Raw genomic sequence first — 25,448 nt, 5'->3', positions numbered from 1 at the left:
GCATGGCACAAGTACAGCTGACAGGCATTCGCAAGTCGTACGGAGCGCAGGCAGTCCTGCATGGAATCGACCTCGATATCGCCGATGGCGAGTTCGTGGTTTTCGTCGGCCCGTCCGGCTGCGGCAAGTCGACCCTGCTGCGCGCCATCTGCGGGCTGGAAGACATCGACAACGGCGACATCCTGATCGATGGTGCGCGCGTGAACGACGTGGCGCCGGCGCAGCGCGGGCTGGCCATGGTGTTCCAGAGCTATGCGCTGTATCCGCACATGACCGTGTACGAGAACATGGCGTTTGCGCTGAAACTGGCCGGCAAGCGCAAGGCGGAGGTTGACGACGCCGTGCGCAAGGCGGCGCACACCCTGCAGATCGAGGCGCTGCTGCAGCGCCGGCCCAAGGAACTGTCGGGCGGCCAGCGCCAGCGCGTGGCGATCGGGCGCGCCATCGTGCGCCAGCCGGCGGTATTCCTGTTCGACGAACCGCTGTCGAACCTGGACGCGTCGCTGCGGGTGCAGATGCGCATCGAACTGGCCAGGCTGCACCGTACCCTGGCCACCACCATGATCTATGTGACCCACGACCAGGTCGAGGCGATGACCCTGGCCGACCGCATCGTGGTGCTGCGCGCCGGCCGCGTGGAACAGGTGGGCGCGCCGCTGGAGCTGTATCACCGGCCCGACAACCTGTTCGTGGCAGGCTTCCTGGGCGCGCCGCCGATGAATTTTCTGCGCGGCGAGATCCGCCAGTGGAATGCGGGCCGGGCGGTGGTGGCGCTGGCCGGCGGCACGCAGCTGATGGTGTGCGTGGGCGCGCCAATGGCGCCCGGTGCGCACGTCACGTTGGGAATGCGGCCCGAGCACATCGTGACCGATGCGGCGGACGGCATCCCGGCGACCGTGTTCGCGGTCGAACGGCTGGGGGAAGGGACGTATCTGTACGCCAGCGTGGGCGGCAGCGCCGAGCAGGTGGTGGTGCGGGCCGACCCGGATGCCGCTTGGGAGGTCGGCCAGCATCTTGCGTTGGGCGCACCGCTGGCGCGTATCCACGTATTCGGCGAAAACGGCCGGCGATGTCCGCCATAGAGCGCCTATCTGTGAAAACCTTGCCGGCGGAGCTTTGCTCTCATAAGCAGTGGTTATCACCCATCAAAATCAGCGCGCCTGCGCGGGTACTCCATGGGAGCTTTCCCGGACAGCCTCCAAACCCTGCAATTGACGGACGCATGGCTTAAAATTATGACAACTCGGCGTCCTCACGGTTTATTAAGCCCCCGTACTCATCCGAGTAAACCACGTCACCAGAAAATACGCGTTTCGTGTACGACTTGAACCAGGAACCAAAACTTGGGGCTGCCAGTTCTCGCTCGCCTGAATCGTGCCACATCGTGATCACCTGTCCCAAGGATCCAGAAGCCTCTGGGGCCAGATCGAGACAAAGGTGATCGCCACAACCGTTGTGGGTAAATGGTATCCATCTGGCATTCCACCAGTCTTTCTGAACCCCGCTCGCGGGATCAGAATTAATATCTGCAAAGTCCCCACCGTCGAGCAGGCCCTTCCATACGGTCCATTGAGCCAAGATCTCATCAGTTGACAGGAATTCGGAACCGTCAAACAATCCGCCTACGTCCGGATTCTGGCCATTATGGATCTTGAGGCAGGTCACATAATCCTCTGGCAACTTGATCCCAATTGCATCCTCAAGGCTGGCTATTTGTTCATCCGTCGCCGGTGGGTTAAGGCCAGCGAGCCCTTCAGGCCAATGCTCTGATAGCCATATTTCGAATCTGGTCCACATACTGCGCATAGTGCATTTCCTGTCAAAAGCCAATAGGTATAAAGCCGACCCGACGTCAAGGTGCGGTGAAGGTCCGTTTTTTGGCGATAGCAGTCGCCGAGAATGGTTGAGTGTACGGCGTGTTTTACTTCATTGGCAAGCCCGGGGTTTGGCCGGGCATCCTCGATACGCCAGCAGCCCTGCCCGCTTCGTGCGACACTGGCGGACTTTGGTGTAATTGCATGGCAGGAATAATTCAATGTGGACTGGTGTACTGTGCGGCCTGCTGGCCGGCGCGATGTGGGGCATGGTGTTCATCGTGCCCGAATTGTTGCCGGCGTTTTCGCCGGTCGAGCTGGCCGTGGGCCGCTACATCGCCTACGGCGCCATCGCCAGCGGGCTGATGCTGCCGCGCCTGCGCACCCTGTTGGGGCGGCTCGACCGCAGCGACTGCGGCGCGCTGGTGCGTCATGCACTGGCCGGCAACATCGTCTACTACATGCTGCTGGCGCTGGGCGTCAAGCTGGCGGGCGTGGCGCCGACCTCGCTCATCATCGGCCTGCTGCCGATCACCGTCACCCTGCTCGGGCGCAAGGACCACGGCGCCATTCCCCTGTCGCAACTGGCGCTGCCATTGCTGGTGGTGGCCGCCGGCATTGCCTGTATTAATATCGATGTATTCCTGCATGCGCGCGCCAGCGGAGCGCCTCCGGGCGCGACCTTGCTGGGCGTGCTGTGCGCCTTCGGTGCGCTGCTGTGCTGGAGCTGGTACGCGCTCGACAATGCGCGCTTCCTCAAGCGCAATGCGCATTTCAGCAGTGCGGAATGGTCGGCGCTGTACGGCATGGCCAGCGGCCTGATCGCGCTGGTGATCGGCGCGCTCGCCTTTGCCATCTGGCATGGCGACGTCACCGGTGCCGCAGGCGCCGCGAGCGGGCGCAACTGGACGATGTTCTGGATCACCAACACCCTGCTGGCGCTGGGCGCGTCAGTGATCGGCAACCACCTGTGGAATATCGCCAGCCGGCGCGTGCCGGTCACCTTGTCGGGGCAATTGATCCTGTTCGAGACCCTGTTCGCGCTGCTGTATGGCTTTGTCTATCACCGCCAGTTTCCGCGTGTGCTGGAAATGGCGGCGATCGTGTTGCTGGTCGCAGGCGTGGTGTGGGCAGTGAGGATGCATGCGGTGCAGCCGCTCGCCGAGCAGACTGCCACGCACGCCTGACACGGTGCAGCCTTAACGGCGCTGCTGGCTCTGCTGCTGTATCGACAAGCTCAGCCTGGTCAAATCTTCCTTGCCCAGCATCGGCAACTGCGCCAGCAAGTGCGACAAGGTCGAGCTGCCGCTCAGTTCCAGCTCGGATGACTGCACCAGCACCGTGCCGGCGCCGGTAAAGTCGACCTGCTTTTCCTCGCCCGACAGCGTGAAGCCCGTCAGCGCGCCCACGGTCGACACGAAGCCCCTGACGTGTTCGTAATCGTAGCGGTACGACGGACTCGGGCAATCGGCCCAGCCCAGCACGGCCTGCTCGTCGACCCGGCATGGCAGTTCCAGGAAGTGCACCGGCCCGTTCGACGAGGCGATGATCTTGCCGGTCCCGAGCAGGGTGAGGTAGCCCGGCAAGGTCGACTCCTGGCAGATCACGTTCTTCGAAAAACCCAGCAGGTTCTTGGCGCGGATCGTCATGTTGGCCGCGTCCAGGTCGTAGCAGGCCAGGTCGTTGCCGTTGTCGCCCAAGATCAGCTGGCCATTGCCCTGCGCGACCACGAAGTTGTGAATGTACTTGGGCGCGTTGAAAGCGTGGCGCGCCAGCATGTCGACCACGCTGCTGCCCATGGCCTCGAAGGTCAGGTTGCCGTAGAAGGCGATCATCTTGCCCTTGCGGATGAATATCTGGTCGTTTACGTCCACCACGAAGGCAAACCGGTTCAGGTTATCGTTCTTGGGCAAGTTCACTGGATTGTAGATTGTCATGATTTACCTCTCGCTCGCTTGAATGTAGACCGTGCCCTGGCCAGTGAATTTGACTTGATACGATTCGCCCGAGGCCTGGCCGACGAAGGTCTTCCAGTTCAGATCGGTGATAATGGCCGAGCTCAACTGCCCGGTATGGCCGATATAGGCTTGCGGATCGACGCAGACCGGCACATCGGGGGTGACCGGCAAGCCGATGGCGTTGCCGTCCGACAAGATCGCCACTTCGCCCGTACCCTGGAAGGTACTGGTGAACAAACCCTGGCCCGACACGGCGCCGCGCGCCATGCCCTGGATGCCGCCCTGGTTACCGAGGAACATGGTTCCGGCGGTCAGGCGCGCATCGAAGGCGAGCACATTGTCGCTTTCCACGTACAGGGTGTCGCCGCGCACCGGGACGATGGTGACGAACAGGCCGTCGTAGGCGTAGTAGACCGAGCCGCGGCCCTTGGCCAGCATCAGCGAGTAGCCCTCGTTGGTGGCGGCGCGCATGGCCAGGGTCTGCACGCCCTGCCCCGCGAGGAAGGAACGGCTGAAGGCCACTTCGCCCTGGTACGAAATCATCGCACCCTTCTTGGCGAAGACTTCTTCGTTATTGAGTTTGACCTCAATCATTTTTTCATTGATTTGCTGGTACGCCGGCATGGCATTCTCCACTTGATTCGATTATCGGCAGCGCGTCGCGCCGCCCTGTCAGCGTTCCGCGGGCTGGATGAAAACCACGCCCTGGCCGGAGAACTTGTGCTGGTAGGATTCACCCGAGGTTTCGCCCACCATGGTGCGCCAGTTGACGTCGAACACGAATTCCTGGGTGATATTGCCCTTGTAGCCCACAAACGCGTCGGGATCGACGCGCAGCGGGGTGGAGGGCGTCACTTCCAGCATGATCAGGTTGCCGCGCGAGATGACGGCGATGTTGCCCTGCCCCTCGACCGTGGTGCTGAACAGGCCCTGGCCCGAGACCGCGCCGCGCAGGCCGGCGAAGCTGGTGCCGGTCTTGAGCGAGGTGTCGTAGGCCAGCAGGCTGCTGCTTTCGATGATCATTTTTTCGCCGGACAGCGCAATGACGGTGATTTCGGCCGCGTTCTGCGCGAAAAACACGGTGCCGGTGCCCGAGGTTTGCATCAGCTGCATGCCCTCGTTGGTCACCTTGCGCTTGAGGGCGCCGAAGATGCCCTCGCCGCCGAGAATCGATTTTTCGAATTTGATGGCGCCCGTGTAGGCGACCATGGAACCGGCGATGGCAAGTATCTTCTCGTTTTGAAGGGTCACTTCCAGCAGGCGATCGGAATTATTACGGAAACGGGTCACGGCTTACTCCTGACAATAGCGGTCGCGGCGCGGCCGCCGGCAACCAGAACGTCTCATTCTGGTTGCGTCAGGCAGGTGTGTCAAGACGGCAATGCATGCCCCGCCCAGGCGGCGTGGCAATCCGGCCGGGAGCCGTCGCGCCGGATCAGTGGTAGCGCGAGCGCGAGCGGTGCAGGCCGCCCGAATCGCTGCTTTCGCGCGCGTCCTTGATGCGGAAATCAGAGGCCGGGCTGGTGCCCGAGCGCTCGTCGTCGTTCTTGTGGCGCTGGTCGCGCTCGCGCTCGATTTCGCGTTCGATACGCGAGGCAGGCTGGGGATCGGGTTTGGTGGTTTTCATATCACACGCTCCGGCGCGAGGTGCAGCGCATAAAAATGGCGATGCTGTCATTGCGGGAAACGGTCAACTGCGGGGTAGTCATGATGTCTTTCAGTGAGAACAATTACTGCATGAACCCAGTATGCGCACGCGAACCTGCGCCGTATGTTCGACTCTTAACACTAATCATTGAAATTACGCCCCCCTTGATCCTGATAGGCCTTTCCGGTCAGGCCCAGCTGTATTTGCCAGAGCGCGCCGGCGCCCGTGATGAACAGGGTCTTGCCGTCCGCGCCGCCGAACGCCGCGTTGGTGATGTTGGCATCCACCTTGATCGTGGCCAGTTCCTTGCCGGCTGGCGAAAACACGCGCAGGCGCTGCGCCGTGTGTTCGGTCACGTAAATATTGCCCTGGCAATCGACGGTCATCCCGTCCGGCACGGCCAGGCCCGTGACCAGGTCGCGGCCCTTGCCCGGCACGCCGCCCGCGATCGGGTAGGCACGCAGCACGCCGTGCTCGCCGCCGCCATTCACATACAGGATATCGCCCGCCGGCGACAAGGCCACCCCGTTCGGGTTCGCGATGCCGCGTTCGACCACCGTTACTTTTCCACCGGGTGCCACGCGGTAGACACGGGTGGCGTCCTGCCCGCCCGGGGCGGCGTCGCGCTGGAAGGGGGGATCGGTGAAATAGATCGTGCCATCGGCGCCAATGGCGAGGTCGTTGGGCGAATTGAAGACCTGTCCGTCATAGGTGCCGGCGACCAGGGTGCGCTTGCCGCCGGGGAGAGCGAAGCGCGACACGCCCTTGTGTTTGTGGGTGCCGGCAACGATGTTGCCGCGCGCATCGACGGCCAGGCCATTGCTGCCGCTGTCGGCGATTGCCGTGCCGACCTTGCCGTCCGGCCCCAGCCGCTGGATACGCGACGGAAAACCGGGGCCGAAGGTGAAGTCGGAAAAATACAGGGAGTCGCCGATCCAGACCGGGCCCTCGTACAGGCCCGCCCCGGCATGGGCCGGCGCCGTGCCGGCCACGCGCGCGGCTGTCAGCACGCCGCTGGGGGCCACGCCGGCGCACTGGGCCGCGGCCGCGCCGTGCGGCACGGTCAAGCCAAGCGGCACGCTCAGTGCCAGGGCCACGCGCAGCGTCAGGCGCGGCAGGGAACGCAGGGGCAGGGTCGGCAGCATCAGTATCCTTGTGAAATGTTAGCGCTATCAGCATGATCATTGTAGCAGCGCTTCGTGCGCGCGGGCCGGCTTGGCGCGACTCGCCTATACTCCACGCATCGCCCTGACGCACCGTGCGCAGCGGCATCTGATCAGTGAGGAATCATGGAACGTGAACACCCGGCCGGCGGCACGCCGAGCCTGTCGCAGGAGCACCTGGCCGAATTGCAGCAAGCCAAGCGCCTGCTGGAGCATCCCGGCTACGTGGCCCGCATCACCGACGTGATCGGCATGCCGCTCGAAGCGGCCGTCAAGGCCCTGCCCGCCGCGTGGACCAGCAAGATTGCCGCCGTCACCAACGCGTCGCTGACCAAGTGCCTGAACGTGGCCAACGCCACCTTGCGCCCGTCCGGCACATCGTCGTTTCCCAAGCTGCACAGCGCGGCGGTGGCGCTGAGCGGCGCGGCCGGCGGCGCCTTCGGCATTGCCGGACTGGCGGTGGAACTGCCGGTATCCACGGTCGTCATGCTGCGCTCGATCGCCGATATCGGCCGCTCGCAGGGCGAAAACCTGGCCTCGGGCGAAGCGCAGCTGGCTTGCCTGATGGTGTTTTCGCTGGGCGGCAAGACGGCCGCCGACGATGCATCCGAATCGGGCTACTACGCGGCGCGCATTGCGCTGGCGCAGGCCATGTCCGAGGCGACCGTCTATCTGGCCAAGCACAGCCTGGCCAGCGAAAGCGCGCCGGCGCTGGTGCGCCTGATCGCCCAGATCGCCGCCCGCTTCAATGTGCACGTGTCGCAGAAGGCGGCGGCGATGATGGTGCCGATCATCGGCGCGGCCGGCGGCGCGCTGGTCAATACCTTGTTCATCAACCACTTCCAGGACATGGCGCGCGGCCATTTCACGGTGCGCCGGCTGGAGCGTCTGTACGGTCCGGATGCGGTCAGCGCCGCTTATCTGCAACTGCAAGGCTGACCGGGGCGCCGCCGCGAAGGTGCCCACACTGTTGTCTGGCGCACAGACCGGCAGTGAGCGCGACAGGCACAGTATGTCCACGACAGTTACTCATGCCGCAGGACAAACATGCCTTACGACCGCACCGCCATGCCGAACCGTATTTCCACTTACACCGAGCCGCGCACGCCCGGCTGGGGCAGCATCGCCCTGCTTGCCGCCGCCGGCCTGGCCGCCTCGGCGATGTACGTGCAAGCCAAAAAGCGCGAGGCCGAGCTGGCCAATCCCGCGCAAGGCAAGGTGATCGAGGTCGATGGCGTGCGCCTGCACTATCTTGAGCAAGGCGACGGACCACCGCTGGTGCTGCTGCACGGGAATGGACTGCATGCGGACGACTTCGCTCTCAGCGGCTTGCTGGAAACAGCGGCCGAATCGCATCGCGTGATCGCGTTCGACCGCCCCGGATTCGGACACAGCGAACGGCCCGGCAACACCAGCTGGACCCCGGAAGCGCAGGCGCGCCTTATTTACAAGGCCTTGCGCATGCTGGGGGTTGAGCGGCCGGTCATTGTGGGGCATTCCTGGGGCACGCTCGTGACCCTGGCGCTGGCGCTGGAGTATCCGCGCTACGTGCGCGGCATGACGCTGGTGTCCGGTTATTACTATCCAGGTTTGCGCCTTGACGTGCCGCTGGCGTCGGCACCCGCGCTGCCGCTGCTCGGGCAGGTGCTGCGCAACACCGTGGCGCCGCTGCTGGGCCGCCTGCTGTGGCCCGCCCTGACGCGGCGCATGTTCGGCCCGGCCGCGGTGCCGGAACGCTTCAGCGAGTTTCCGGCGTGGATGTCGCTGCGGCCGGAACAGCTGGGCGCCAGCGCCGCCGAGAGCGGCATGCTGGTGGCGGCGGCCGAGCGCCTGTCGCAGCGTTACGGCGAGCTGCGCCTGCCGATTGCCGTGCTGGCCGGCTGCGAAGACCGGGTTGTCAGCGCCGAAGGCCAGGCGGTACGGTTCCATCACGAAGTACCCCATAGCGACCTGCAGCTGGAAGAAGGCTGCGGGCACATGCTGCACTACGCTCGTCCGGACCTCATCATGGCAGCGGTTGCCAGGCTGGAGGTCGGGGCACGCGCGGGCCTGGCGCATATTCCGGCGTGGGCCCAGCACGACACCGGCGCGACGCTGCATTAAGGCGACGCCGCGCTACTCCGTTTTTTCACTGCCACAAGGAGATTTACCATGACCCAATCGAAATCAGAAGGTACGCAAAACAAACAATCGGGCAGCCCGGAAACCGAAGCGGACGTGAATTCGGCGGCCGGCAAGAAGGATGACAAAAGCAGCCACAATGCCAAAAGCAATGTAAAAGCGGGGAGCGATGAAGGTGCGGGCGGTGGGGCGAAGCAGAAGCAAAACCACTAATCTCAACACCGTCGTTTCCAACACTGTCGGAAACGACTTTCCGCCATTGGCGGAAACGACAGTGCTAACTCACCCGCGCTTTTGCGGCGTGTTTTTCGCAAGCGTCTTGCGCAACAGCGCCGCCAGTTCAATCGGCACGAACTTGGCAATATAAGCATCGGCCCCCACGCCATTGACGTGGTTTTCATTCGCCGCACCCGACAGCGAGGAATGAATGATCACAGGGATCGTCGAAAACCGGCTGTCCTGCTTGATATTGCGCGTGAGCGTAAATCCATCCATCTCCGGCATTTCCAGGTCGCTCAGCACCAGCGCCACTTTGTCGCGCGCCGTCTTGCCCTCTTTTTTCGCCGCGATATCGATCGCTTCGAGCTTGTCCCATGCCTGCTTGCCGGAATTGGTCATCACGTACTGCGCGCCCATCGCCTGCAGCGCGTTTTCGATCAGCGCGCGCGCAATCACGGAGTCGTCCGCAGCAAGAATGACCTGGCCCTCGGGCAGGTTGAGCGGCGCCCCAATCGAATCGACGTCCACATCCGGCTCATCATTGCTGTGCAACTGGCGCAAAATCGATTCCACATCGAGCACCTGGGCCAGGCGCGTATTGGGCACGTCGCCATCGACCTTGGCAATGCTGGTCACCAGCGCGCCGCTGGCCGTCTTATCGCCCGGCAGCACCGAGGTCCACTCCAGGCGCACGATTTCTTCCACCGCTTCGACCGCGAACGCTTGCGTCGTGCGGGCGAATTCGGTAATCAACAGCAGCTTGAGGCCCGCTGCCGGAATGCATCCCACCACCCCAGGAAGATTAATAACAGGAATAATCTGCTCTCGCAGATTTACAACACCCAACATGTGCGGATGAGAATCGGCAATCGGCGTGACATGCGGCATCGCGACAATTTCGCGAATCTTGAACACGTTGATCGCATACAGCTCGGAGTGGTTGCCCTCGGCATCGCCACCCAGGCGGAACAAGAGCAATTCCAGCTTGTTGAGACTGGTGAGATTGCTTCTTTCGTCGATATCCTGTTGAACGTTATTCATCGTTTCCTTTTCCCTGCGCCCGGCCCCACTGGCGGCCGGCAGCAACTGTGTTAGCGCGTCGGGCCGACGCGAACCTGGCGTTCTGATGCATCGGCGGGCTTGGGCCGACAGGCGGATCTGGGCGATCCCGGGGGATGGGGGATCGGGCAAGAGGTAAAACAGGCCGGAGGCGGCGGACATCCGCAGTCCAGTCCGGTCGATTATACGTGTAAATATTCCTGCGGCATCATCGTGATTCGCCTGAATCCCCCGGTCTGTTGCGCCGTTCGTACGTTTAATGCCATAGAGCATTAAATTTCTTTCGATGCTACAATTTGATGCATGAGCCCTGACCCGCTCGTTCCCGGCCCTGGCGGCCAGCCCGATACTGTTAGTCGGGCGGCCCCGCCTGCCTCGCCATGCGATGCCCATTCCCCGCATCCTTCCCTTGTTACCAGTGACAACGAGCGCATCGGATGGAATTGCGTTCACGATGTGGCCCAGCGCTCAGGGCAAAAAGGCATGCTTATGAACACCTGCAACGAATCCGACCGCCTGCTGGCCTTGCGCAAGCTCAATTTGCTCGACAGCGCGCCCAGCGAAGCGTTCGACCGCATCACGCGCATGGCCGCGCGCGTCTTCGGATTGCCGATCGCGGCCGTGTCCCTGACCGACAGCGACCGCCAATGGTTCAAGTCGCGCGTGGGCGTCAGCCACACCGCGATTCCCCGCGTCAAGGCGCCCTGCGCCACCGTGGCCGACAGCGGCGCCATGCTGGTCATTAACGACCTGCATGAGGATGCGTTTTTCCGCGACAGCCACCTGGCCCACAGCGGCGTGCGCTTTTACGCCGGCGCGCCGCTGATCACCAGCGACGGCTACAAGCTCGGCGCGATGTGCGTGCTGGGACTGGAACCGCGCGCCATCAGCAGTACCGAACGCGATGCGCTGACCGACCTGGCGGCCATGGTCATGGCCCAGATCGAGCTGCAGCACACCCTGGGCCGGGTCGACCCGCTCAGCGGCATGCCGAACCGCAAACAATTCATCGAAGACTATGCCGACCTGCAAATGGACCGCCCGCATGGCGAGCGGCGCGTGGCGGTGCTGGTCAACATGGCCAACCAGGAACAGCTCAACAACGCCGCGCGCGTGATGGGCGCCTCCTACTTCGACGACCTGATGGACGAGGCGATCCGCTCCTACCGCGCCGTCATGGGCGAAGAGCACAAGGTGTACCAGCTGGCCGCGACCCAGTTCATCACCATCGCCCCGCCCGGCGTCGACGACGGCGCCGAGGACGGACCTTACCGGGCGCGCCTGGCGCACTGGCTCGACAGCCGCGGCGAGTGGTGCACCTCGCGCTTCGTGACCACCCCGGCGATCGGCATGGCGCCCTTCCTGCTGGGCCGCACCGATTGCCTGGACGTGCTGCGCATCGCCCAGAACGCCATGCAGGACGCGCACCAGACCGGCCAGCTGATCGGTACCTATTCCTCCGCGCAGGACGCCGCCTACCGCCGCCGCTTCACCCTGCTCAACGCCTTCGCTGCGGCGCTCGCCGATACGCGCCAGCTACGCCTGGTCTACCAGCCCCGCATCGACCTCGGCACGGGGCGCTGCGTCGGCGCCGAAGCCCTGCTGCGCTGGCGCCATCCGGAGCTGGGCGATGTGCCGCCGGGCGAGTTCATGCCGGTGGTCGAGCAAACCTCGATGGTACGCGCCGCCACCAACTGGGTGATCCGTGAAGCGGTGCGCCAGCTGGCCGCCTGGCATGGCGCCGGCCTGCAACTGCAGATGTCGGTCAACGTATCGGCCGCCAACCTGCTGGAAATGGATTTTGTGAGCAACCTCGCCGGGCTGCTGAACCAGCACCGCATGGCGCCGGGCTGGCTGGAGCTGGAAGTGACGGAAAGCGCGATCATGGAAAACCAGGGCACGGCGCTGGCCACGCTGGCGGCGCTCGATCAAGCCGGCGTGCGCCTGGCGATCGACGACTTCGGCACCGGCTACAGCAGCCTGTCCTACCTGCAGAGCATGCCGGCGCACGTGGTCAAGATCGACCAGTCCTTCGTGCGCAACATGGCTGGCGGCGAACGCAACCGTACGCTGGTGAACACCATGATTTCACTCTCCCACGAACTGGGCTTTCGCGTGGTGGCCGAAGGCATCGAAACCGATGACGTCCGGCGGTTGCTGCGCGATCAGGGCTGCGACGAGGGGCAAGGCTACCTGTTCGCCAGGCCGCTGGCGCCGGAAGACCTGTTCGCGTGGTGCGCCCGCGAGCAAGCCGGCCAGGCCGCCGCGCGCGCGCCCTGGAAGCCTATTTGCCCGCAGACGCCTTCGCCGGCGCGTCATACTGCAACCTGAGCACCCGTCCGCTGCGGTCCTCGACCAGGAAAATCTCGCCGTCCCGGCCCTGCTTGACGTCGACCGGCGCTCCGGCCGGCTGGTTCGGCTTGGCGGTCCAGTCGCTGATCAGTTCGATTTTCTTGCCCAGCGGCGCGCCTTGCGCATCGGGCAGGAAAGCCACCAGGCGGTGGCCGTGCTCGCGGTAGCCGTGAAATCCCATGATCAGGCTATTTTTGTATTGCGCCGGGAACATGTCGCCCGTGTAAAAGGTCATGCCCAGCGGCGCTGAATGGGCCGGCAGCAGGCGCGCCGGAGCGCGGTAGCCGGCGCACTTGGCCCCCGGATACTCCGGACTGGCCACATTGTTGTCGTAGCAGTAGGGCCAGCCATAGTTGCCCTTCGCTTCGATCAGGTTCAACTCATCGTGCGGCAGATCGTTGTCGTTCTTCAATCCCTTCATCGCCGCCTGGATCGCATCGCGCGAATTTTCGCCCTGCCACAGCGCATGCGTGACCGGGTGGACCGCCAGCGCCATCGAATTGCGCAAGCCCGTGGCGTACACTTCCCAGCTCTTGACGGTGCCGGCCGGCCATTGCATCTGGTACTTGCGCAGCACGCCCAGGGCATTCGGCCCGCTGGCCTCGGCGCACGGTTTGGCCGGGTCCGGCGCCTTGCCGCCCTTGCCTTCGCAATGGTCGCTGCCCGAGCCGACGTTGACGATTAGGTCGCCTTTGGCGTCGAAGCGCAAGGCGGTCAGCGGGTGGCGGCCGATGCCGGGCAGTGCCGCCACGCCGGACTTGCCGCCGATAATGTCCTTGGTGGTGCCGTCCGGATCGCGCGGATCGAAGCGGAACACGCGCTTGATGGCGCCCACGTACACCAGCCCGTCCGGCCCCAGCACGATGCCGTTCGGACGGTCGATTTTCTTCATCAGCAATGTTTTCTGATACCCGGCCGCGCTCGGCCGCAGCGTCCAGATGCTGCCCTGGTTCGGCTGCCAGCCGCCCAGGTCGACCACCAGCACGTCGCCATTGTCCAGCGGCTGCACGCCGCGCGCGAACTTGAAGCCGCCGGCGATGATGCCCGCGCAAAAGCCCGGCGGCGTCGATACGGCAAGGCGCGGTGCACCGCCGCATTTGTCGGCCGCGGCGGCGCCGCCGGCCAGCAGTGAGAGCGCGGCGGCCAGCGCCGGGCAAAGAAGAGTGCGGGAGTCGAAAGGCGTCATGCGGCATCCAGTCAAGAAGGTGCGGGAATTATAGAGTATTGAATGCACGCAGCATTTCCAGCGGCAATGTCTGAGCGATCACTCTATTATTGATTGGTCAATTTTGATGTGCGTCAATTTTTTTGCGTTCACTGTATGCGATTCTGCATGCCTCCGGACGCATGCTGCGTCGCAACAAATGGCAGACGCCAATGTCGTCCGGAACTTGCCTGTCCGGAATACACCGGACACCGATGCACCTTTTTGGACGATCCCCACATGAACAAGAATTTACGCGCCTATCTGCTCGGCGGCGGTATCGGCTCCCTGTCGGCAGCCGCTTTTATGATCCGCGACGGCAATGTCCCCGGTGAAAACATCCGCATTTACGAAGCCGCTCCCCTGCTCGGCGGCAGCCTGGACGGCGCGGGAACGCCCGATCAGGGCTATTCGCTGCGCGGCGGGCGCATGCTCACGTTCGATAACTACGAGTGCACCTGGGATCTGTTCAAGTCGATTCCCTCGCTCGCGGACGAAAACAAGAGCGTGTTCGATGAAACCGTCGATTTCAACGAGCTGCACAAGTCCCACTCGCAAGCGCGCCTGGTCGACCAGCGCCGCGCCAAGGTGCCGGTAACGTCGATGGGCTTTTCGATGCACGACCGCGCGCAGTTGCTCAAGCTGAGCATGGCCGACGAAGAGACGCTGGGTGCGGACACGATCAGCGACTGGCTCGATCCTTCCTTTTTCGAGACTGAATTCTGGTACATGTGGGCCACCACGTTTGCGTTCCAGCCGTGGCACAGCGCGGTTGAATTCAAGCGTTATTTGCACCGCTTCATGCTGGAGTTTTCGCGCATCGAGACGCTGGCCGGCGTGCGCCGCACGGTCTACAACCAGTACGATTCGCTGGTGCGCCCGCTCCAGGAGTGGCTGCAACAGCAAGGCGTGCAGTTCATCCTCGACTGCAAGGTGACCGACATCGGCCACGCCAGCGTGGATGGCAAGTTCGTCGTCACCGGTTTTGACTGCATCCGAAGCGGCAACAGCGAGCACGTGGACGTTGCCGCGGGCGATCTGGTGTTCTTCCAGAACGGTTCGATGACCGACGCGTCGAGCCTGGGCAGCATGACCAGCGCTCCGGAAAAACTCGACAAGACCGACAGCCATGGCTGGACCTTGTGGGAAAAACTGGCGGCCGCGCAGCCCGGTTTCGGCAATCCGGCGGCGTTCAACAGCAGCATCGCCGAGTCGTACTGGGAATCGTTCACCGTGACCCAGCAGGATTCGGCCTTCTTCGACAAGATGCAGCAGTTCAGCGGCAATGAAGCCGGCACCGGCGGGCTGGTCACGTTCAAGGATTCGAACTGGTTCATGTCGATCGTGCTGGCGCACCAGCCGCACTTTGCCAACCAGCCGGCCGGCGTGAAAGTATTCTGGGGTTATGCGCTGTCACCGGACCGGATCGGCAATTTTGTCGCCAAGCCGATGTCGGACTGCACCGGCGAAGAAATCCTGCGCGAGCTGTGCGGCCACTTGCGCTTCGACCTCGATGCGGTGGAAACGGCCAATTGCATCCCTTGCCGCATGCCGTACATCACCAGCATGTTCATGCCGCGTTTGCACAGCGACCGTCCGCTGCCGGTGCCGAAGGAATCGAAAAACCTGGCGTTCATCAGCCAGTTTGTCGAGATTGCGGATGATGTAGTGTTCACGGTGGAGTATTCGGTGCGGGCCGCGCAGATGGCGGTGTACGAACTGCTCGATATCAAACGCGAAGTGCCGCCGATCAAGCAGCACGATCATGCATTGAGCACGCAGTTCGAAGCCTTGTTCAAGGCGTTGAAGTAGCGACCAGCGTCCCCGGCTTGCGCGCCGGGGACGCGCAGCACCCATGGAAAGGCAATGGTGGCCGGGAGAGCCGCATTCTACCTTGTAGCGGACAATCGCTTTTCCATCTCCATGCAGTCCAGCGCAATGCCGCACGGGTGCGCATACACCGCATTGCGCAGCACGGCAAATCCCGCCGCCGGATCGACAAACACTGCATCGACTTCGCCAACAGGATATGGCCCTTGCTGCACCAGTGATCGGCCAGATAACCGGCGCCGTATTCCACCACGCGCACGCGGATGGCGCCGAACTGGCGCGTCTGCCAATAAGCCATGCCGGTTTCGCCCGGATGCCCGGTGCGCTCCACGCCGGCCCAGTCGGTAATATCAAAGGGAATATCGGAGATGTTCATGCGCGTGCCTTGTTCAATGCCGTCATTAGAAACGGACGCTGTTTCCAGCATCCGCAACGGCATCACATAGCATGCAGGAGACATTGCGCCCGGCCCCGCCGTCGGTCGGGGGGCCTGGCAAATGAGGATGGCAGCGCGGGCGGTGATGTGCTGTCCGCGCCGCCAGGGCAACTGTTAAGCGTTGTTCCAGGCCGTATCGTGCATCTGCTCGAAACCGATCTTGCCGGCGCGGTAGCAGGTACCGGCGCAGTCTTCCAGGCCGGCGCGGTCGAGGATGGCGACGGTGCCGCGGCGATACTGGATCAGGCCGTCCGCTTGCAGCTTGCGCGCGGTCATGGTGATGGTTTCGCGGCGCACACCGAGCATGGTCGCCATGGTGTCTTGCGTGACCTTGATTTCATCCGTCAGCGAACGGTCCAGGCGGTCGAGCAGCCAGCGGCACAGCTTTTGTTCGATGGTGCAGTGGCGGCCACCGACGACGTTCTGAGCCAGCTGGGCGAACATGGCGAAGGTGTAGCGCATCAGCAGCTGGGCCATGGCGCCGCCGGAGGCGACCAGTTCGCGCAGCACGCTGCTCTTGAGGCGGTAAGCGTAGCCGGCGGTCTGCACCACGGCGCTGCAGGTAGCGCGTTCAGCTTCGTACATCGCCACCCCCAGCACGCCTTCGCGGCCGACCACGCCGATTTCGGTGGTGGCGCCGTCTTCCATGACATACATCAGCGAGACGATGGCGTTGGTCGGGAAGTATGCGTAGTCGAACTTGCTGCCGAAGTCATACAGGTGCTTACCTGCTGGCATAGGAACCAGTTCGAGGTGCGGGAACAGAGCTTCCAGGTCCGTGCGGGACAAGGCACGCAGCAACTCGTTCTGCTGTGCGCCAGCGACGCTGATCATCGGCTTCGCGACGGCGGGCTTGGCGGCGGCGCCCAGGGCGATGGAGCGGATGGCGTTGGTGGCGTTGCTGTTCGAATCGATATTGTGCGTGCGGTACATGGTATGCCTCTGTGTTGTTAGGTTCAACTCATCAATGGCTCTACTGTAAAGCTCGGTAGAAAATCCAGCCATCGGACCAGTGGATGACACGCTGTAGGCATGAACAATGACGCTTTGTCATCTATATCCTACGTGGACGATGTATCTCCCTGCGCACGCACATGGGCGGGGATGCGTCCGGGCCCCGTTTCCAGCACCCTGCGGTACTCCAGCATGCGCGCGCCGAGCGCTACCAGGTCGAGCTTGCTCTTGCGCAGGCGCGGGAACATTTTTTCCTCTTCTTCGCGCGCATGCCGCATTACCTGGTCCCACAGCACTTTGACCGTGGCGTCGAACAATTCGTTCTCCGGCTCCATCTCGCGGATGCGCCCGATCAGTTCACGCGCGCTGGCATGCTCGACAATGGCCTCGGCAACCAGGTCGGCATCCTTGAGCGCGGTCCGCACCGCCGGGTAGAAAATCTCCTGCTCCAGCAAGGCGTGGATGGTCAGGGCGTCGCAGATATCCTCGGAGATGCGTTTCTTGCTGTCTTTCGAGCGCACGCTCAGACCGCGGAACTGCTCGAACAGGGCAGTCACCTCCTCGTGTTCGATGATCAATATGTCGACGGCGTCGTCTTGCATGCTTTCACTTTCCATGTCCGGGCTCCGAAACGCTAGATATAGTCACAAAAAATGATACCAAAAGTATACGCCGACGCCGAGCGGAATTCGCCAACTGTGCGTTCAGCGTGGTGCATTCGACAATACCGCGTGATAGACTCGCCCGCATCTTGCCGTGCGACATGGTCACGGCAGCCAACGAAAGCCCCGACCTGATGAAGCCGACCTGCGCCCTGACCTTGCTGGCCCTGACCCTCGCCTGCGGGAGCGCCTGCGCCCAGGGCGCGCCGGTGTATCTGCCGCCGGCTGCCGCCGGCACGGCGCTGACGGTCACCCCGGACCGCGACGACTGGACCTATCCCATGGGTGCGCCGGCCAGCGTGCGCGTGAAACTCGCGCTCGATCCCTACCCGGCGGCGGGCGTGACGATCCGCTACCGCCTCGGTCCCGACATGCTCGAAGGCGCGGAGCGCACGGCCGTGGTACCGGCCGACGGCCTGGTGCTGCCGGTGCCCGCACCGTCCACGCCCGCCTTCATGCGCATCATCGCCAGCGCCGACGTGGGCGGACAGAACCTGACCACGCTGGCCACGCTCGGCTTCGCGCCGGACAAGATCGTGCCCACCCAGGCCAATCCGGCCGATGTCGACGCCTTCTGGGCCCGCCAGAAAGCGGCACTGGCGCAGGTGCCGCCCGATTACCGCCTCACGCCCGCGCCCGAACTGTCGAACGACAGGATCGAGGTGTCCTACCTGAGTTTCCGCAATGTCGGCGGCAACGGGGTCACCAGCCGGTTCTATGGCGTGCTGGCGGTACCGCGCGGCGCCGGCCCCTTCCCTGCCGTGCTGGAACTGCCGGGCGCGGGCATCGAAGCGCGCACCGGCGCACGCGCACTGGCCGAAAAAGGTGCCATTACGCTGCAGGTGGGCATCCACGGCATTCCATTGAACCTGGCGCCGGAGGTCTACGAGTCCCTGGCGGGCGGTGCGCTGTTCGGCTACAGCCGGATCAACCTGGACGACCGGGAGAAATACTATTTCCGGCGCGTGAATCTGGGCGTGCTGCGCGCGGCCGATTACCTGGCGACGCATCCCAAGTGGAACAGGCAGCAGTTGCTGGCCATGGGCGGCAGCCAGGGGGGCATGCTGAGCATCATGGCGGCGGCACTGGAGCCGCGCATAACGGCCGTCGTGGCCAACAATCCGGGCTTTAGCGATGTCACCGGCTATCTGAACGGTCGCGCGGGCGGCTGGCCGGCCCTGTTCAAACCAGGGCCCGATGGCGCTCCGACGGATGCGCCGGTCGCGGCCAAGGCGGCGACGACCGCGTATTACGATACCGTGAACTTCGCACGGCGCCTGCGCGTGCCGGGGTTTTACTTCTGGGGTTACAACGATGTCCTGACCCCGCCCACCTCGACCTTTGCGGCCTATAACGTGATCACGGCGCCGAAACAGCTGACCGTGGCGCCGGCGCAAGGCCATGCCATGTCGCCCGAGCAGCTGGACATGGTCCAGCAGTGGGTGCTGCGGCAACTGGGACTGGCTAAATAGCGGCGAGCCGCGCGCATGCCTGCGCCAGGCGCTGTGCCGGCGTGCCGTGCACGACCGTGAAAGGCACGCCGCGCCGGGTCAGCTCGTCCACATACCAGGCATGCTGGCGCTGGCGAAAGCCATCGTCCCGGCGCGTGCCATCCTGGACGAACGCAAAGTCGGGCGCGCACAGCAAGGTCACGTCATACGGCTGCGCGGCCAGTTCGTGCAGGGCGGCATCGGCCTGGCCGAACATCGCATCGCTGTAGAACAGGGTGGTCAGCGGGCTCGTATCGCACACCAGCCAGCGCGTGGCGTGGCGCAGCAGCGCCTGTTCGCGCGCGCGCTGGGCATGTGCGATCGCCAGCATGTCGTCGAACACCAGCGCGCCATCCTTCTCGATCCACAGTTCGCGGCCGAACTCCGGCGCCCAGACGCTGTCCAACTGTTGTGCGAGGGCCGCCGCCAGGGTGGTCTTGCCGCTCGACTCGCCACCGAGCAGGCACACCTTGCGCACGAAGCTGGCATACACCAGCGGATGGAGAAATGCGCGCAGGGCATGCGGATCGGCGCGGATCGCCGTGCCGGACACGGGCACCAGCGCACGCGCGCGGTCCACGGAGACGTGCTGTACTGGCGCGCCCGGCCCGCGCCGTTCATCGAAATAGCCGCTCAGGGCGCGCGCGAAGCCGTCGCCGTAGTCTTCGCTGGTAAAGACCGCATCGACCGTCACGCCGAGCACATCCAGGCACAGCCAGCCGCAGAAGTCGCGCTGGACCGCATCGGGCGCGTCGTTGTGGGGCACCCGCACTGCAGTGGTGCCGCCTTGGAGGGCGGCCAGGCTGGCGTCGTCGAGCACCAGCGCGCGCACCTGCGGGTACAGCGCGCACAGCCACGCCTCGCGTAGCGCCCCGCCGCAGCCGGCAAACTCCGGCTTGGTGTAGCTGATGACGATAACGTCGTCGCAGGCGGCCAGCGCGCTATCGATCACCAGCATGTGGCCGCGGTGCAGCGGACAGAACTTGCCCACCACGAGGCCGCGGCGCCACTGTTTGGCCGGTGCGTTCATGCGCCCTGGCGCGCCAGCCGGCGCCACCACAGCCACGACACGATCGCGTTGACCCAGTAGCACGCGTACAGAACCGCGGTCAGGTACAGGCCGCGGCTGGCATACAGCGGCACGGCGACCGTGTTCACGAGAATCCAGAATGCCCAGTTCTCGACTTTGCGCTGCATCAGCAGCAACTGGGCCACGACGCTGAACACCAGCACGGCCGAATCGATAAACGGCGCGTACGCATCGGTATAGTGATGCAGCAGCGCGCCATACGCGGCGGCGGCGGCCACGCCGGCAGGAACGATCCAGGCCAGCGTGCCAATCTTCGCGTGGCTGATCGGCAGCGCGCTGCCGTCATCGCCACGCCGCCATTGCACCCATCCCACCACGCTCGAGACGATAAAAAAACCTTGCAGCGCCACGTCGGCGTACAGTTTCGACTGGTAGAACAGCACGCCGAACAGGGCGCAGCCGATGATGCCGGTCCACCAGGTGTGGACGCTGTTGCGCCCGGCCAGCAGGATGGCTGCGGTAGCGCCCACGTTGGCCGCGATTTCAAGGTTGCCGGTCACGCCGCGCTTTCGTCAGCCATGCTTGCTGTTCGCTTCATGAAAGCGGTCGAACAGGCGGCAGGCCATGTCGTCGATTTCGGCACGCATGCTGATCTTGTCAAGCCAGCCTGCCGGAATCGCGTCCACGCCGTACCAGGCGCCGGCGATCTGGCCGGTGATGGCGGCCGTGGTGTCGGCATCGTCGCCCAGGTTGGCCGCGCGCAGCACGGCCGCTTCGACACTGTCGGTATGGAAGAAGCACCACAGCGCCGCTTCCAGCGAATCGACAGCGTAGCCGGTGCCCCGGATGTCGCTGTCGGCCTTGTCGAGAAACGCGCCGGCTGCTATCGCCGCCAGTTTCGGCTCGGTCGGCGTAAAGCCGGCGTTGGCCAGCAGCGCGCTTTTCGGCTGGCCGCCGAGCGCCGCGCTCAATATGCCGGCAAACAGCTGGCAGGCCTGCACCGCTTCCGGTGCGCCATGCGTGGTGCGCGAGCTGTCGGCCGCATGCTGGAGCACGCGCGCGCGGTCCGGATAGGCGAACAGCACCGCCGGCACGAGCCGCATCAGCGAGCCGTTGCCGGCGCTGCGCGGGTTGGTGGAGCCGCTGTACGGATCGCCGGTGACGGCATAGCGCGACAGGGCATCCTGCACCGTCATGCCGATGTCGAAACAGGTGCCGGTCGAACTGAGGTAGCCCCACTGCCACCAGTTGCGGTAGCGGTTGATCTGGTCGGCCGCATCGAAGTCTCCCTTTGTCAGAAAACTCTCGGCCAGGCACAGCGCCATCGAGGTGTCGTCGGTCCACTGGCCCGGTTTGAGCCTGAACGGACCGCCGCCAAGCATGTCGGTCACCGGAGCGAACGAGCCGCGCGCGGAAAACTCCACGGTGGTGCCGACGGCATCGCCGCAGGCCAGCCCCAGCAGGCTGCCGCGATAACGGTCACGTGTACCGATCATGATGGCTCCTCGCTCAGCGACAGGAACGAGTCGAGAATGTGGAAGTGGTCCTCGAAGAACTGGTCTTCCATGCCGGCCAGCTCCACGATGGGAATCCAGGCGGCGTGCGAGGCATCGTCCGACGCTTCCACCGGGGGCAGGTTCTCGGTTTGCAGATCAAAAAAGTGAGCGTGCGTGATGGTGCGCCCGCGCTGGCTGCGGTCGGGATGGTCGAACACCTTGACATCGACCAGCATGCCTTCGAGCGTGGCGCCGAGCAGCGCCAGCTTGGTTTCTTCGGCCAGCTCGCGAATCGCCGCGTGCAGCAGGCGCTCGCGCTGTTCGACGAAGCCGCCCGGAACGGCCCACTGCCCCTTTCCGGGATAGCCGCCGCGCCGGATCAGCAGCACATTGCCGCCGCTGACCACCACGGCGTCGGCCGTGGTGAAGATCGGCGGGTACGGCGCGCTTTTCCAAGCCATTTTGTAGGCCACGATGCGGCGGTGCTCTTCCACCAGCGCGGCATAGTGCGGCAGCAGCGCCCAGGCTTTCAGATACTGGCGCACCGCTGGCGGCACCATGTCATCGAGCACGCTGAGCGAAATATCGAGGTCTTCCGCCTCGAAGAACACGCGCCGCACGCAGGTGGCGTCGATGGCCCGTTCGGATTCGACGACGATGTTCTCCCATTTCGGAAAATGATTCAGGTAGTAGCTCGACGCATCCTTGAAGTGGCCCACCAGCGCCACGTGCGCCGCGTCCGGCGCGCTTTGCGCGACCGCCTTGCGCACCGCCGCAGACCACAGGGAATCGTCGTAGTAGTCGCGCACGGCGACAAAACTGACGCGTGCCCGGTCTTCCGCGCGCAGGGTGGCGCCGATCATCGCGGCGCGCTCCTCCCACGTGAACGGATTTTTCGCATTACGCGCCTGGAACGAGGAGCCGAGTACCAGCACCACGCGCGGTGCGCTCACCAGCGCGCGCTGCAGCAGCACCACGTGCCCGCGGTGGAATGGCTGGAAACGGCCGATCAGGACGGCGACGTCGGTGGAAGTTTGGTTCATTTGTGCGTTCATGGTCATCAATAGTAAGCGGCAATCGGCAATTGACGGCCGCTGCCAAAGGCGCGCGAGCGCACCCGGATAATCGGAGGCGCCTGGCGCCGTTTGTATTCATTACGCGCAACCATGCCGTGGATGCGCTTGACCAGCGCCGCACCATTCGCATCGGCCAGCAGGTCTTGGACGAACTGCTCGGCGAGCGCCGCTTCGGCGGCCGGCAGGCGGCGCCCTTCGATGTGCCACTTGAGGATTTCGTCGAGCACCTCGTACTCGGGCAGGCTGTCGGTATCCTGCTGGCCCGGCGCCAGTTCGGCCGATGGCGGCTTGGTCAGCACCGCGTCGGGAATGAGCTCGCGCCCGGCGCGCTGGTTCAGGTGGCGCGACAAGGCGTAGACTTCGGTCTTATACAGGTCGCCAATCAGGCCAAGGCCGCCGTTGGTGTCGCCATATAAAGTGCAGTAGCCGACCGAGATTTCGCTCTTGTTGCCGGTGGTGAGCAGCAAGGTGCCGGACGCATTCGAGTACGCCATCAGGATCGTGCCGCGCACGCGCGCCTGCAGGTTTTCCAGCGGCAGGCCTTGCAGCGGGCGGTCGAACGCGCCCTCGAAACCAATGCTGTACTGCTTGACCAGGTCCAGAATCGGATGCGTGTACAGCGTGATGCCCAGGTTGCGGCACAGCGCGACCGAATCGCTGACCGAGCCTTCGCTTGAAAACGCCGACGGCATGGTCACCGCGATCACATTCTCCGGTCCCAGGGCGTCCACCGCCAGCGCGAGAGTGAGGGCCGAATCGATACCGCCCGAAGAACCGACGACGACCTTGGTAAAGCCGCAGCGGCGCGCATAATCCTGCAGGCCGAGCACGATCTGGCGGCGCGCGAATTCGGCCACCGGCAAGCCGTCGGCGCCGGGCGCGGGCAGCGCGAAGCCATCGGCTGCGCTGAAGCGGCCTTGGGTAAAGCCGATGACCTGGAAATCCTCGCTGAAGCGCTGCGCCTCGAAGGCAATGCCCTGCGAGGGCGACACGGCAAACGAAGCGCCGTCGTACACCAGCTGGTCCTGCCCGCCGACCTGGTTCACGTACAGGATCGGCAATTCGTTATGGACCGACGCGGTGCGAAACAGCTTGTGGCGCAGTTCGCGCTTGCCGATATCGGACGGGCTGGCGTTGATGCTCACCACCAGATCGGGCCGGGCCTCGCGCAACGCGGTGAACGGATTGACTTTATAGTCGCGCCCTTCGTGGTTCCAGCCATCTTCGCAAATCAGAAAACCGATGCGATGGGCGCCGACCTGCAGCACGCAGGCGCCTTCCGGCCCGGGCTCGAAGTGGCGGCGGTCGTCGAACACGCCGTAGGTCGGCAACAGCTGCTTGTAGTATTCGGCGACGATGACGCCATCGCGGATCGCCAGCAAGGCGTTGAACAAGGGCTTGCCGGGGCCGTCGTTGGCGCGCACGGCGCCAACGACCGAGACCAGCCCGGGCAGGCCGCGCGAGGCATCCAATACGCGCTCCAGGCCGGCCTGCATGCGGTCCAGGAAAGCCGTTTCTTCCAGCAGGTCGCCCGGATAATAGCCGCACAGGGCCAGTTCGGTGAACACGGCCAGGTCGGCGCCCTGCCCGGCGGCGCGCTGCATGGCGGCGATGATGGCGCTGCTGTTGCCGTCGATATCACCGACGGTCGGATTCAATTGGGCGATGGCGATTTTCAGCATCGGATTCTTTCTCTTCTCAGGCGGCGGGGTGATTGAACACCTGGCGCAGATACGCCAGGAAGGTTTCGTCCTTGCACAGCGTTTTGCCTTTCGAGTCGGACAGCTTGGCCACCGGCTGGCCGTTGCAGGACATGAGCTTCATCACGATATTGAGCGGGGTGATGCCGACATCGTTCGACAGGTTGGTGCCGATGCCGAAACCGGTCATGGTGCGGTCGGCAAAGTGGCGGTACAGCGAAAACGCGGTCGGCAGATCGAGGCCGTCGGAAAACACCAGGCGGCGCGTATGGGCGTCGAGGCGCAGCTTGGCGTAGTGCGCCAGCGCTTTTTCGCCCCACTCCACCGGATCGCCCGAATCGTGGCGCAGGCCGTCGAACAGCTTGGCGAAATACAGGTCGAAGTCGCTCAGGAAGGCATCCATGCCCACCACGTCGGTCAGCGCGGTACCGAGGTCGCCCCGGTATTCCTGGACCCAGTCTTCCAGCGCGGCCTTCTGGAAGTCGCGCAGGCGCACGCCGAAGGACTGGAAGCTTTGCAGGTATTCGTGCGCCATGGTCCCGATCGGAACGAGTTTGTACTTCATGGCGAAGTACACATTCGAGGTGCCCTTGAAGTAGGCCGGCACTTCGCGCGCCAGGGTGGCGACGACTTCCTCGTGCCAGGCGCCGGAAAAGCGGCGGCGCACGCCGAAGTCGAAAAACTCGAACGGATGGCGCTTTGCAGGCTCGCTGGCCAAGTCGCGCAGCAGGGCGATCTTGGCCTGCAGGCGCTTGCGGCCCTCGGCCAGCGCGGCTTCCTGGTCGAAACGGCGGAAATACAGCTCGTTGACGATGTACAGGACGTAGATTTCAAAGCCCATCACGTGCACCTGCGGGCCGGTGGCGCGGATCTGCAGCTCGTCGCCGTCGGTTTCCACGCTCAGGAAATGGCGCTGGAAGCGGAACACGGTCAGGAAATCGGCGAAGTCGCTCTTGATGAAGCGCAGGCCGCGCAGGTACGCGATTTCCTCGGGCTTGAACGAGAGCGAACACAGATGATCGAGTTCGCGTTCCACATCGGCCTTCAGTTCGGAGAGCGGATAAGCGCTCTGGTTGCGGCAGGTGAAGGCATATTCGGCCTGGGCGGCCGGGTGGCGGTGCAACAGCGCCTGCCACATCGTGAATTTATACAGGTCGGTTTCAAGCAGACTATGGACAATCGGGACAATCGGTGTCATATGGTTCGCGTAAGAACGCGTCGGAAAAAGGAAAGGGA

24 protein-coding genes and 1 pseudogene are annotated in these 25,448 nt (G+C 64.1%); 8 read left to right on the top strand and 17 right to left on the bottom strand.

Annotated features, from left to right (window positions below):
- Positions 1-2: 2 nt before the first annotated feature.
- Positions 3-1,082 (top strand): ABC transporter ATP-binding protein, encoded by a 1,080-nt coding sequence (locus tag RBA41_RS22415; RefSeq protein WP_306626464.1) that lies wholly within the window; start codon positions 3-5, stop codon positions 1,080-1,082.
- Positions 1,083-1,233: 151 nt separating this feature from the next.
- On the opposite strand, the gene RBA41_RS22410 is transcribed toward RBA41_RS22415, so the two are convergent.
- Positions 1,234-1,806: an SMI1/KNR4 family protein gene (locus RBA41_RS22410; RefSeq protein ID WP_306626463.1), complete on the bottom strand. Its 573-nt coding sequence runs from the start codon at positions 1,804-1,806 to the stop codon at positions 1,234-1,236.
- Positions 1,807-2,035: 229 nt separating this feature from the next.
- Between RBA41_RS22410 and RBA41_RS22405 the strand changes: the two genes are divergently transcribed.
- Positions 2,036-3,001 carry a DMT family transporter gene (locus RBA41_RS22405; RefSeq protein WP_306626462.1) on the top strand — a complete coding sequence of 322 codons (966 nt, stop codon included), beginning with the start codon at positions 2,036-2,038 and terminating at the stop codon, positions 2,999-3,001.
- A 12-nt stretch (positions 3,002-3,013) separates the two neighbouring features.
- On the opposite strand, the gene RBA41_RS22400 is transcribed toward RBA41_RS22405, so the two are convergent.
- The 5 genes from RBA41_RS22400 to RBA41_RS22380 all read right to left on the bottom strand — a co-directional run bounded on the left by RBA41_RS22400 (position 3,014) and on the right by RBA41_RS22380 (position 6,565).
- Complete coding sequence (locus RBA41_RS22400) at positions 3,014-3,751, bottom strand: AIM24 family protein (protein ID WP_306626461.1); 738 nt, start codon at positions 3,749-3,751, stop codon at positions 3,014-3,016.
- Between the two features lie 3 nt (positions 3,752-3,754).
- Positions 3,755-4,396, bottom strand: a complete 642-nt coding sequence (locus RBA41_RS22395) for an AIM24 family protein (RefSeq protein ID WP_306626460.1) — start codon at positions 4,394-4,396, stop codon at positions 3,755-3,757.
- Positions 4,397-4,444: 48 nt separating this feature from the next.
- Positions 4,445-5,062: an AIM24 family protein gene (locus RBA41_RS22390; protein ID WP_306626459.1), complete on the bottom strand. Its 618-nt coding sequence runs from the start codon at positions 5,060-5,062 to the stop codon at positions 4,445-4,447.
- 145 nt (positions 5,063-5,207) lie between these two features.
- Positions 5,208-5,399, bottom strand: a complete 192-nt coding sequence (locus tag RBA41_RS22385) for a hypothetical protein (protein WP_306626458.1) — start codon at positions 5,397-5,399, stop codon at positions 5,208-5,210.
- A 161-nt stretch (positions 5,400-5,560) separates the two neighbouring features.
- Positions 5,561-6,565 (bottom strand): SMP-30/gluconolactonase/LRE family protein, encoded by a 1,005-nt coding sequence (locus RBA41_RS22380; RefSeq protein ID WP_306626457.1) that lies wholly within the window; start codon positions 6,563-6,565, stop codon positions 5,561-5,563.
- A 144-nt stretch (positions 6,566-6,709) separates the two neighbouring features.
- Between RBA41_RS22380 and RBA41_RS22375 the strand changes: the two genes are divergently transcribed.
- From RBA41_RS22375 to RBA41_RS22365, 3 genes are all read left to right on the top strand, one after another.
- Entirely contained in the window at positions 6,710-7,522 is an 813-nt protein-coding gene (locus tag RBA41_RS22375) for an EcsC family protein (RefSeq protein WP_306626456.1), read from the top strand.
- 108 nt (positions 7,523-7,630) lie between these two features.
- A complete protein-coding gene (locus RBA41_RS22370; protein WP_306626455.1) occupies positions 7,631-8,686 on the top strand; it encodes an alpha/beta fold hydrolase in 1,056 nt (351 codons plus the stop codon).
- Between the two features lie 48 nt (positions 8,687-8,734).
- Positions 8,735-8,917: a hypothetical protein gene (locus tag RBA41_RS22365; RefSeq protein WP_306626454.1), complete on the top strand. Its 183-nt coding sequence runs from the start codon at positions 8,735-8,737 to the stop codon at positions 8,915-8,917.
- A gap of 69 nt (positions 8,918-8,986) precedes the next feature.
- Here RBA41_RS22365 and RBA41_RS22360 read toward each other — a convergent pair whose 3' ends face one another.
- Positions 8,987-9,964 (bottom strand): chemotaxis protein, encoded by a 978-nt coding sequence (locus RBA41_RS22360; RefSeq protein ID WP_306626484.1) that lies wholly within the window; start codon positions 9,962-9,964, stop codon positions 8,987-8,989.
- Positions 9,965-10,471: 507 nt separating this feature from the next.
- On the opposite strand from RBA41_RS22360, the gene RBA41_RS22355 reads away from it, so the two are divergent.
- A complete protein-coding gene (locus RBA41_RS22355) occupies positions 10,472-12,313 on the top strand; it encodes a putative bifunctional diguanylate cyclase/phosphodiesterase (RefSeq protein ID WP_306626453.1) in 1,842 nt (613 codons plus the stop codon).
- Here the strand turns inward: RBA41_RS22355 and RBA41_RS22350 are convergent.
- The gene (locus RBA41_RS22350; RefSeq protein ID WP_306626452.1) at positions 12,267-13,520 is read right to left on the bottom strand and encodes a PQQ-dependent sugar dehydrogenase; all 1,254 of its coding nucleotides are present in this window, start codon (positions 13,518-13,520) and stop codon (positions 12,267-12,269) included. The two genes, RBA41_RS22355 and RBA41_RS22350, sit on opposite strands and share 47 nt — an antisense overlap.
- A gap of 258 nt (positions 13,521-13,778) precedes the next feature.
- On the opposite strand from RBA41_RS22350, the gene RBA41_RS22345 reads away from it, so the two are divergent.
- Complete coding sequence (locus RBA41_RS22345; RefSeq protein ID WP_306626451.1) at positions 13,779-15,350, top strand: oleate hydratase; 1,572 nt, start codon at positions 13,779-13,781, stop codon at positions 15,348-15,350.
- Positions 15,351-15,561: 211 nt separating this feature from the next.
- On the opposite strand, the pseudogene RBA41_RS22340 reads toward RBA41_RS22345, so the two are convergent.
- The 3 genes and pseudogenes from RBA41_RS22340 to RBA41_RS22330 form a co-directional block, all read right to left on the bottom strand.
- Positions 15,562-15,744, bottom strand: a pseudogene (locus RBA41_RS22340) (DHCW motif cupin fold protein); the annotation flags it as partial.
- Between the two features lie 174 nt (positions 15,745-15,918).
- A complete protein-coding gene (locus RBA41_RS22335) occupies positions 15,919-16,737 on the bottom strand; it encodes a Crp/Fnr family transcriptional regulator (protein WP_374709587.1) in 819 nt (272 codons plus the stop codon).
- 128 nt (positions 16,738-16,865) lie between these two features.
- Complete coding sequence (locus tag RBA41_RS22330) at positions 16,866-17,375, bottom strand: hemerythrin domain-containing protein (RefSeq protein WP_306626450.1); 510 nt, start codon at positions 17,373-17,375, stop codon at positions 16,866-16,868.
- A gap of 146 nt (positions 17,376-17,521) precedes the next feature.
- Between RBA41_RS22330 and RBA41_RS22325 the strand changes: the two genes are divergently transcribed.
- A complete protein-coding gene (locus RBA41_RS22325) occupies positions 17,522-18,892 on the top strand; it encodes an acetylxylan esterase (RefSeq protein ID WP_306626449.1) in 1,371 nt (456 codons plus the stop codon).
- Here RBA41_RS22325 and RBA41_RS22320 read toward each other — a convergent pair.
- The 6 genes from RBA41_RS22320 to pncB are packed head-to-tail and all read right to left on the bottom strand — an operon-like array spanning position 18,885 to position 25,401.
- Positions 18,885-19,940 carry an AAA family ATPase gene (locus tag RBA41_RS22320; protein ID WP_306626448.1) on the bottom strand — a complete coding sequence of 352 codons (1,056 nt, stop codon included), beginning with the start codon at positions 19,938-19,940 and terminating at the stop codon, positions 18,885-18,887. The two genes, RBA41_RS22325 and RBA41_RS22320, sit on opposite strands and share 8 nt — an antisense overlap.
- Positions 19,937-20,500, bottom strand: a complete 564-nt coding sequence (pnuC, locus tag RBA41_RS22315; protein WP_306626447.1) for a nicotinamide riboside transporter PnuC — start codon at positions 20,498-20,500, stop codon at positions 19,937-19,939. Before pnuC ends, RBA41_RS22320 begins: the two co-directional genes overlap by 4 nt.
- A 12-nt stretch (positions 20,501-20,512) precedes the next feature.
- Complete coding sequence (locus tag RBA41_RS22310; RefSeq protein ID WP_306626446.1) at positions 20,513-21,436, bottom strand: ADP-ribosylglycohydrolase family protein; 924 nt, start codon at positions 21,434-21,436, stop codon at positions 20,513-20,515.
- A complete protein-coding gene (locus RBA41_RS22305; protein ID WP_306626445.1) occupies positions 21,433-22,479 on the bottom strand; it encodes a bifunctional nicotinamide-nucleotide adenylyltransferase/Nudix hydroxylase in 1,047 nt (348 codons plus the stop codon). The genes RBA41_RS22310 and RBA41_RS22305 overlap by 4 nt, the downstream gene beginning before the upstream one ends.
- A gap of 17 nt (positions 22,480-22,496) precedes the next feature.
- Positions 22,497-24,194, bottom strand: coding sequence for an NAD+ synthase (locus RBA41_RS22300; protein WP_306626444.1), 1,698 nt, complete (start codon positions 24,192-24,194; stop codon positions 22,497-22,499).
- A gap of 16 nt (positions 24,195-24,210) precedes the next feature.
- Positions 24,211-25,401 carry a nicotinate phosphoribosyltransferase gene (gene pncB, locus RBA41_RS22295; RefSeq protein WP_306626482.1) on the bottom strand — a complete coding sequence of 397 codons (1,191 nt, stop codon included), beginning with the start codon at positions 25,399-25,401 and terminating at the stop codon, positions 24,211-24,213.
- Positions 25,402-25,448 lie beyond the last annotated feature (47 nt).

The organism is Massilia scottii, assembly GCF_030846495.1.
GTDB classification, from domain to species: Bacteria; Pseudomonadota; Gammaproteobacteria; order Burkholderiales; family Burkholderiaceae_D; genus Telluria_A; species Telluria_A violaceinigra.
The sequence above is the reverse complement of the archived record's forward strand: the minus strand, read 5'-3'. Positions and strand labels throughout refer to the sequence as shown.

Bases quoted from the DNA above. Each gene is read 5' to 3' on its own strand.
- RBA41_RS22400 (WP_306626461.1), bottom strand. From the start codon at position 3,751: ATGACAATCTACAATCCAGTGAACTTGCCCAAGAACGATAACCTGAAC.
- RBA41_RS22385 (WP_306626458.1), bottom strand. From the start codon at position 5,399: ATGAAAACCACCAAACCCGATCCCCAGCCTGCCTCGCGTATCGAACGC.
- RBA41_RS22395 (WP_306626460.1), bottom strand. From the start codon at position 4,396: ATGCCGGCGTACCAGCAAATCAATGAAAAAATGATTGAGGTCAAACTC.
- RBA41_RS22375 (WP_306626456.1), top strand. From the start codon at position 6,710: ATGGAACGTGAACACCCGGCCGGCGGCACGCCGAGCCTGTCGCAGGAG.
- RBA41_RS22335 (WP_374709587.1), bottom strand. From the start codon at position 16,737: ATGTACCGCACGCACAATATCGATTCGAACAGCAACGCCACCAACGCC.
- RBA41_RS22325 (WP_306626449.1), top strand. From the start codon at position 17,522: ATGGTCACGGCAGCCAACGAAAGCCCCGACCTGATGAAGCCGACCTGC.
- RBA41_RS22405 (WP_306626462.1), top strand. From the start codon at position 2,036: ATGTGGACTGGTGTACTGTGCGGCCTGCTGGCCGGCGCGATGTGGGGC.
- RBA41_RS22355 (WP_306626453.1), top strand. From the start codon at position 10,472: ATGAACACCTGCAACGAATCCGACCGCCTGCTGGCCTTGCGCAAGCTC.
- RBA41_RS22350 (WP_306626452.1), bottom strand. From the start codon at position 13,520: ATGACGCCTTTCGACTCCCGCACTCTTCTTTGCCCGGCGCTGGCCGCC.
- RBA41_RS22330 (WP_306626450.1), bottom strand. From the start codon at position 17,375: ATGGAAAGTGAAAGCATGCAAGACGACGCCGTCGACATATTGATCATC.
- RBA41_RS22320 (WP_306626448.1), bottom strand. From the start codon at position 19,940: ATGAACGCACCGGCCAAACAGTGGCGCCGCGGCCTCGTGGTGGGCAAG.
- RBA41_RS22415 (WP_306626464.1), top strand. From the start codon at position 3: ATGGCACAAGTACAGCTGACAGGCATTCGCAAGTCGTACGGAGCGCAG.
- RBA41_RS22300 (WP_306626444.1), bottom strand. From the start codon at position 24,194: ATGCTGAAAATCGCCATCGCCCAATTGAATCCGACCGTCGGTGATATC.
- RBA41_RS22310 (WP_306626446.1), bottom strand. From the start codon at position 21,436: ATGATCGGTACACGTGACCGTTATCGCGGCAGCCTGCTGGGGCTGGCC.
- RBA41_RS22410 (WP_306626463.1), bottom strand. From the start codon at position 1,806: ATGCGCAGTATGTGGACCAGATTCGAAATATGGCTATCAGAGCATTGG.
- RBA41_RS22360 (WP_306626484.1), bottom strand. From the start codon at position 9,964: ATGAATAACGTTCAACAGGATATCGACGAAAGAAGCAATCTCACCAGT.
- RBA41_RS22370 (WP_306626455.1), top strand. From the start codon at position 7,631: ATGCCTTACGACCGCACCGCCATGCCGAACCGTATTTCCACTTACACC.
- RBA41_RS22380 (WP_306626457.1), bottom strand. From the start codon at position 6,565: ATGCTGCCGACCCTGCCCCTGCGTTCCCTGCCGCGCCTGACGCTGCGC.
- RBA41_RS22345 (WP_306626451.1), top strand. From the start codon at position 13,779: ATGAACAAGAATTTACGCGCCTATCTGCTCGGCGGCGGTATCGGCTCC.
- RBA41_RS22305 (WP_306626445.1), bottom strand. From the start codon at position 22,479: ATGAACCAAACTTCCACCGACGTCGCCGTCCTGATCGGCCGTTTCCAG.
- RBA41_RS22365 (WP_306626454.1), top strand. From the start codon at position 8,735: ATGACCCAATCGAAATCAGAAGGTACGCAAAACAAACAATCGGGCAGC.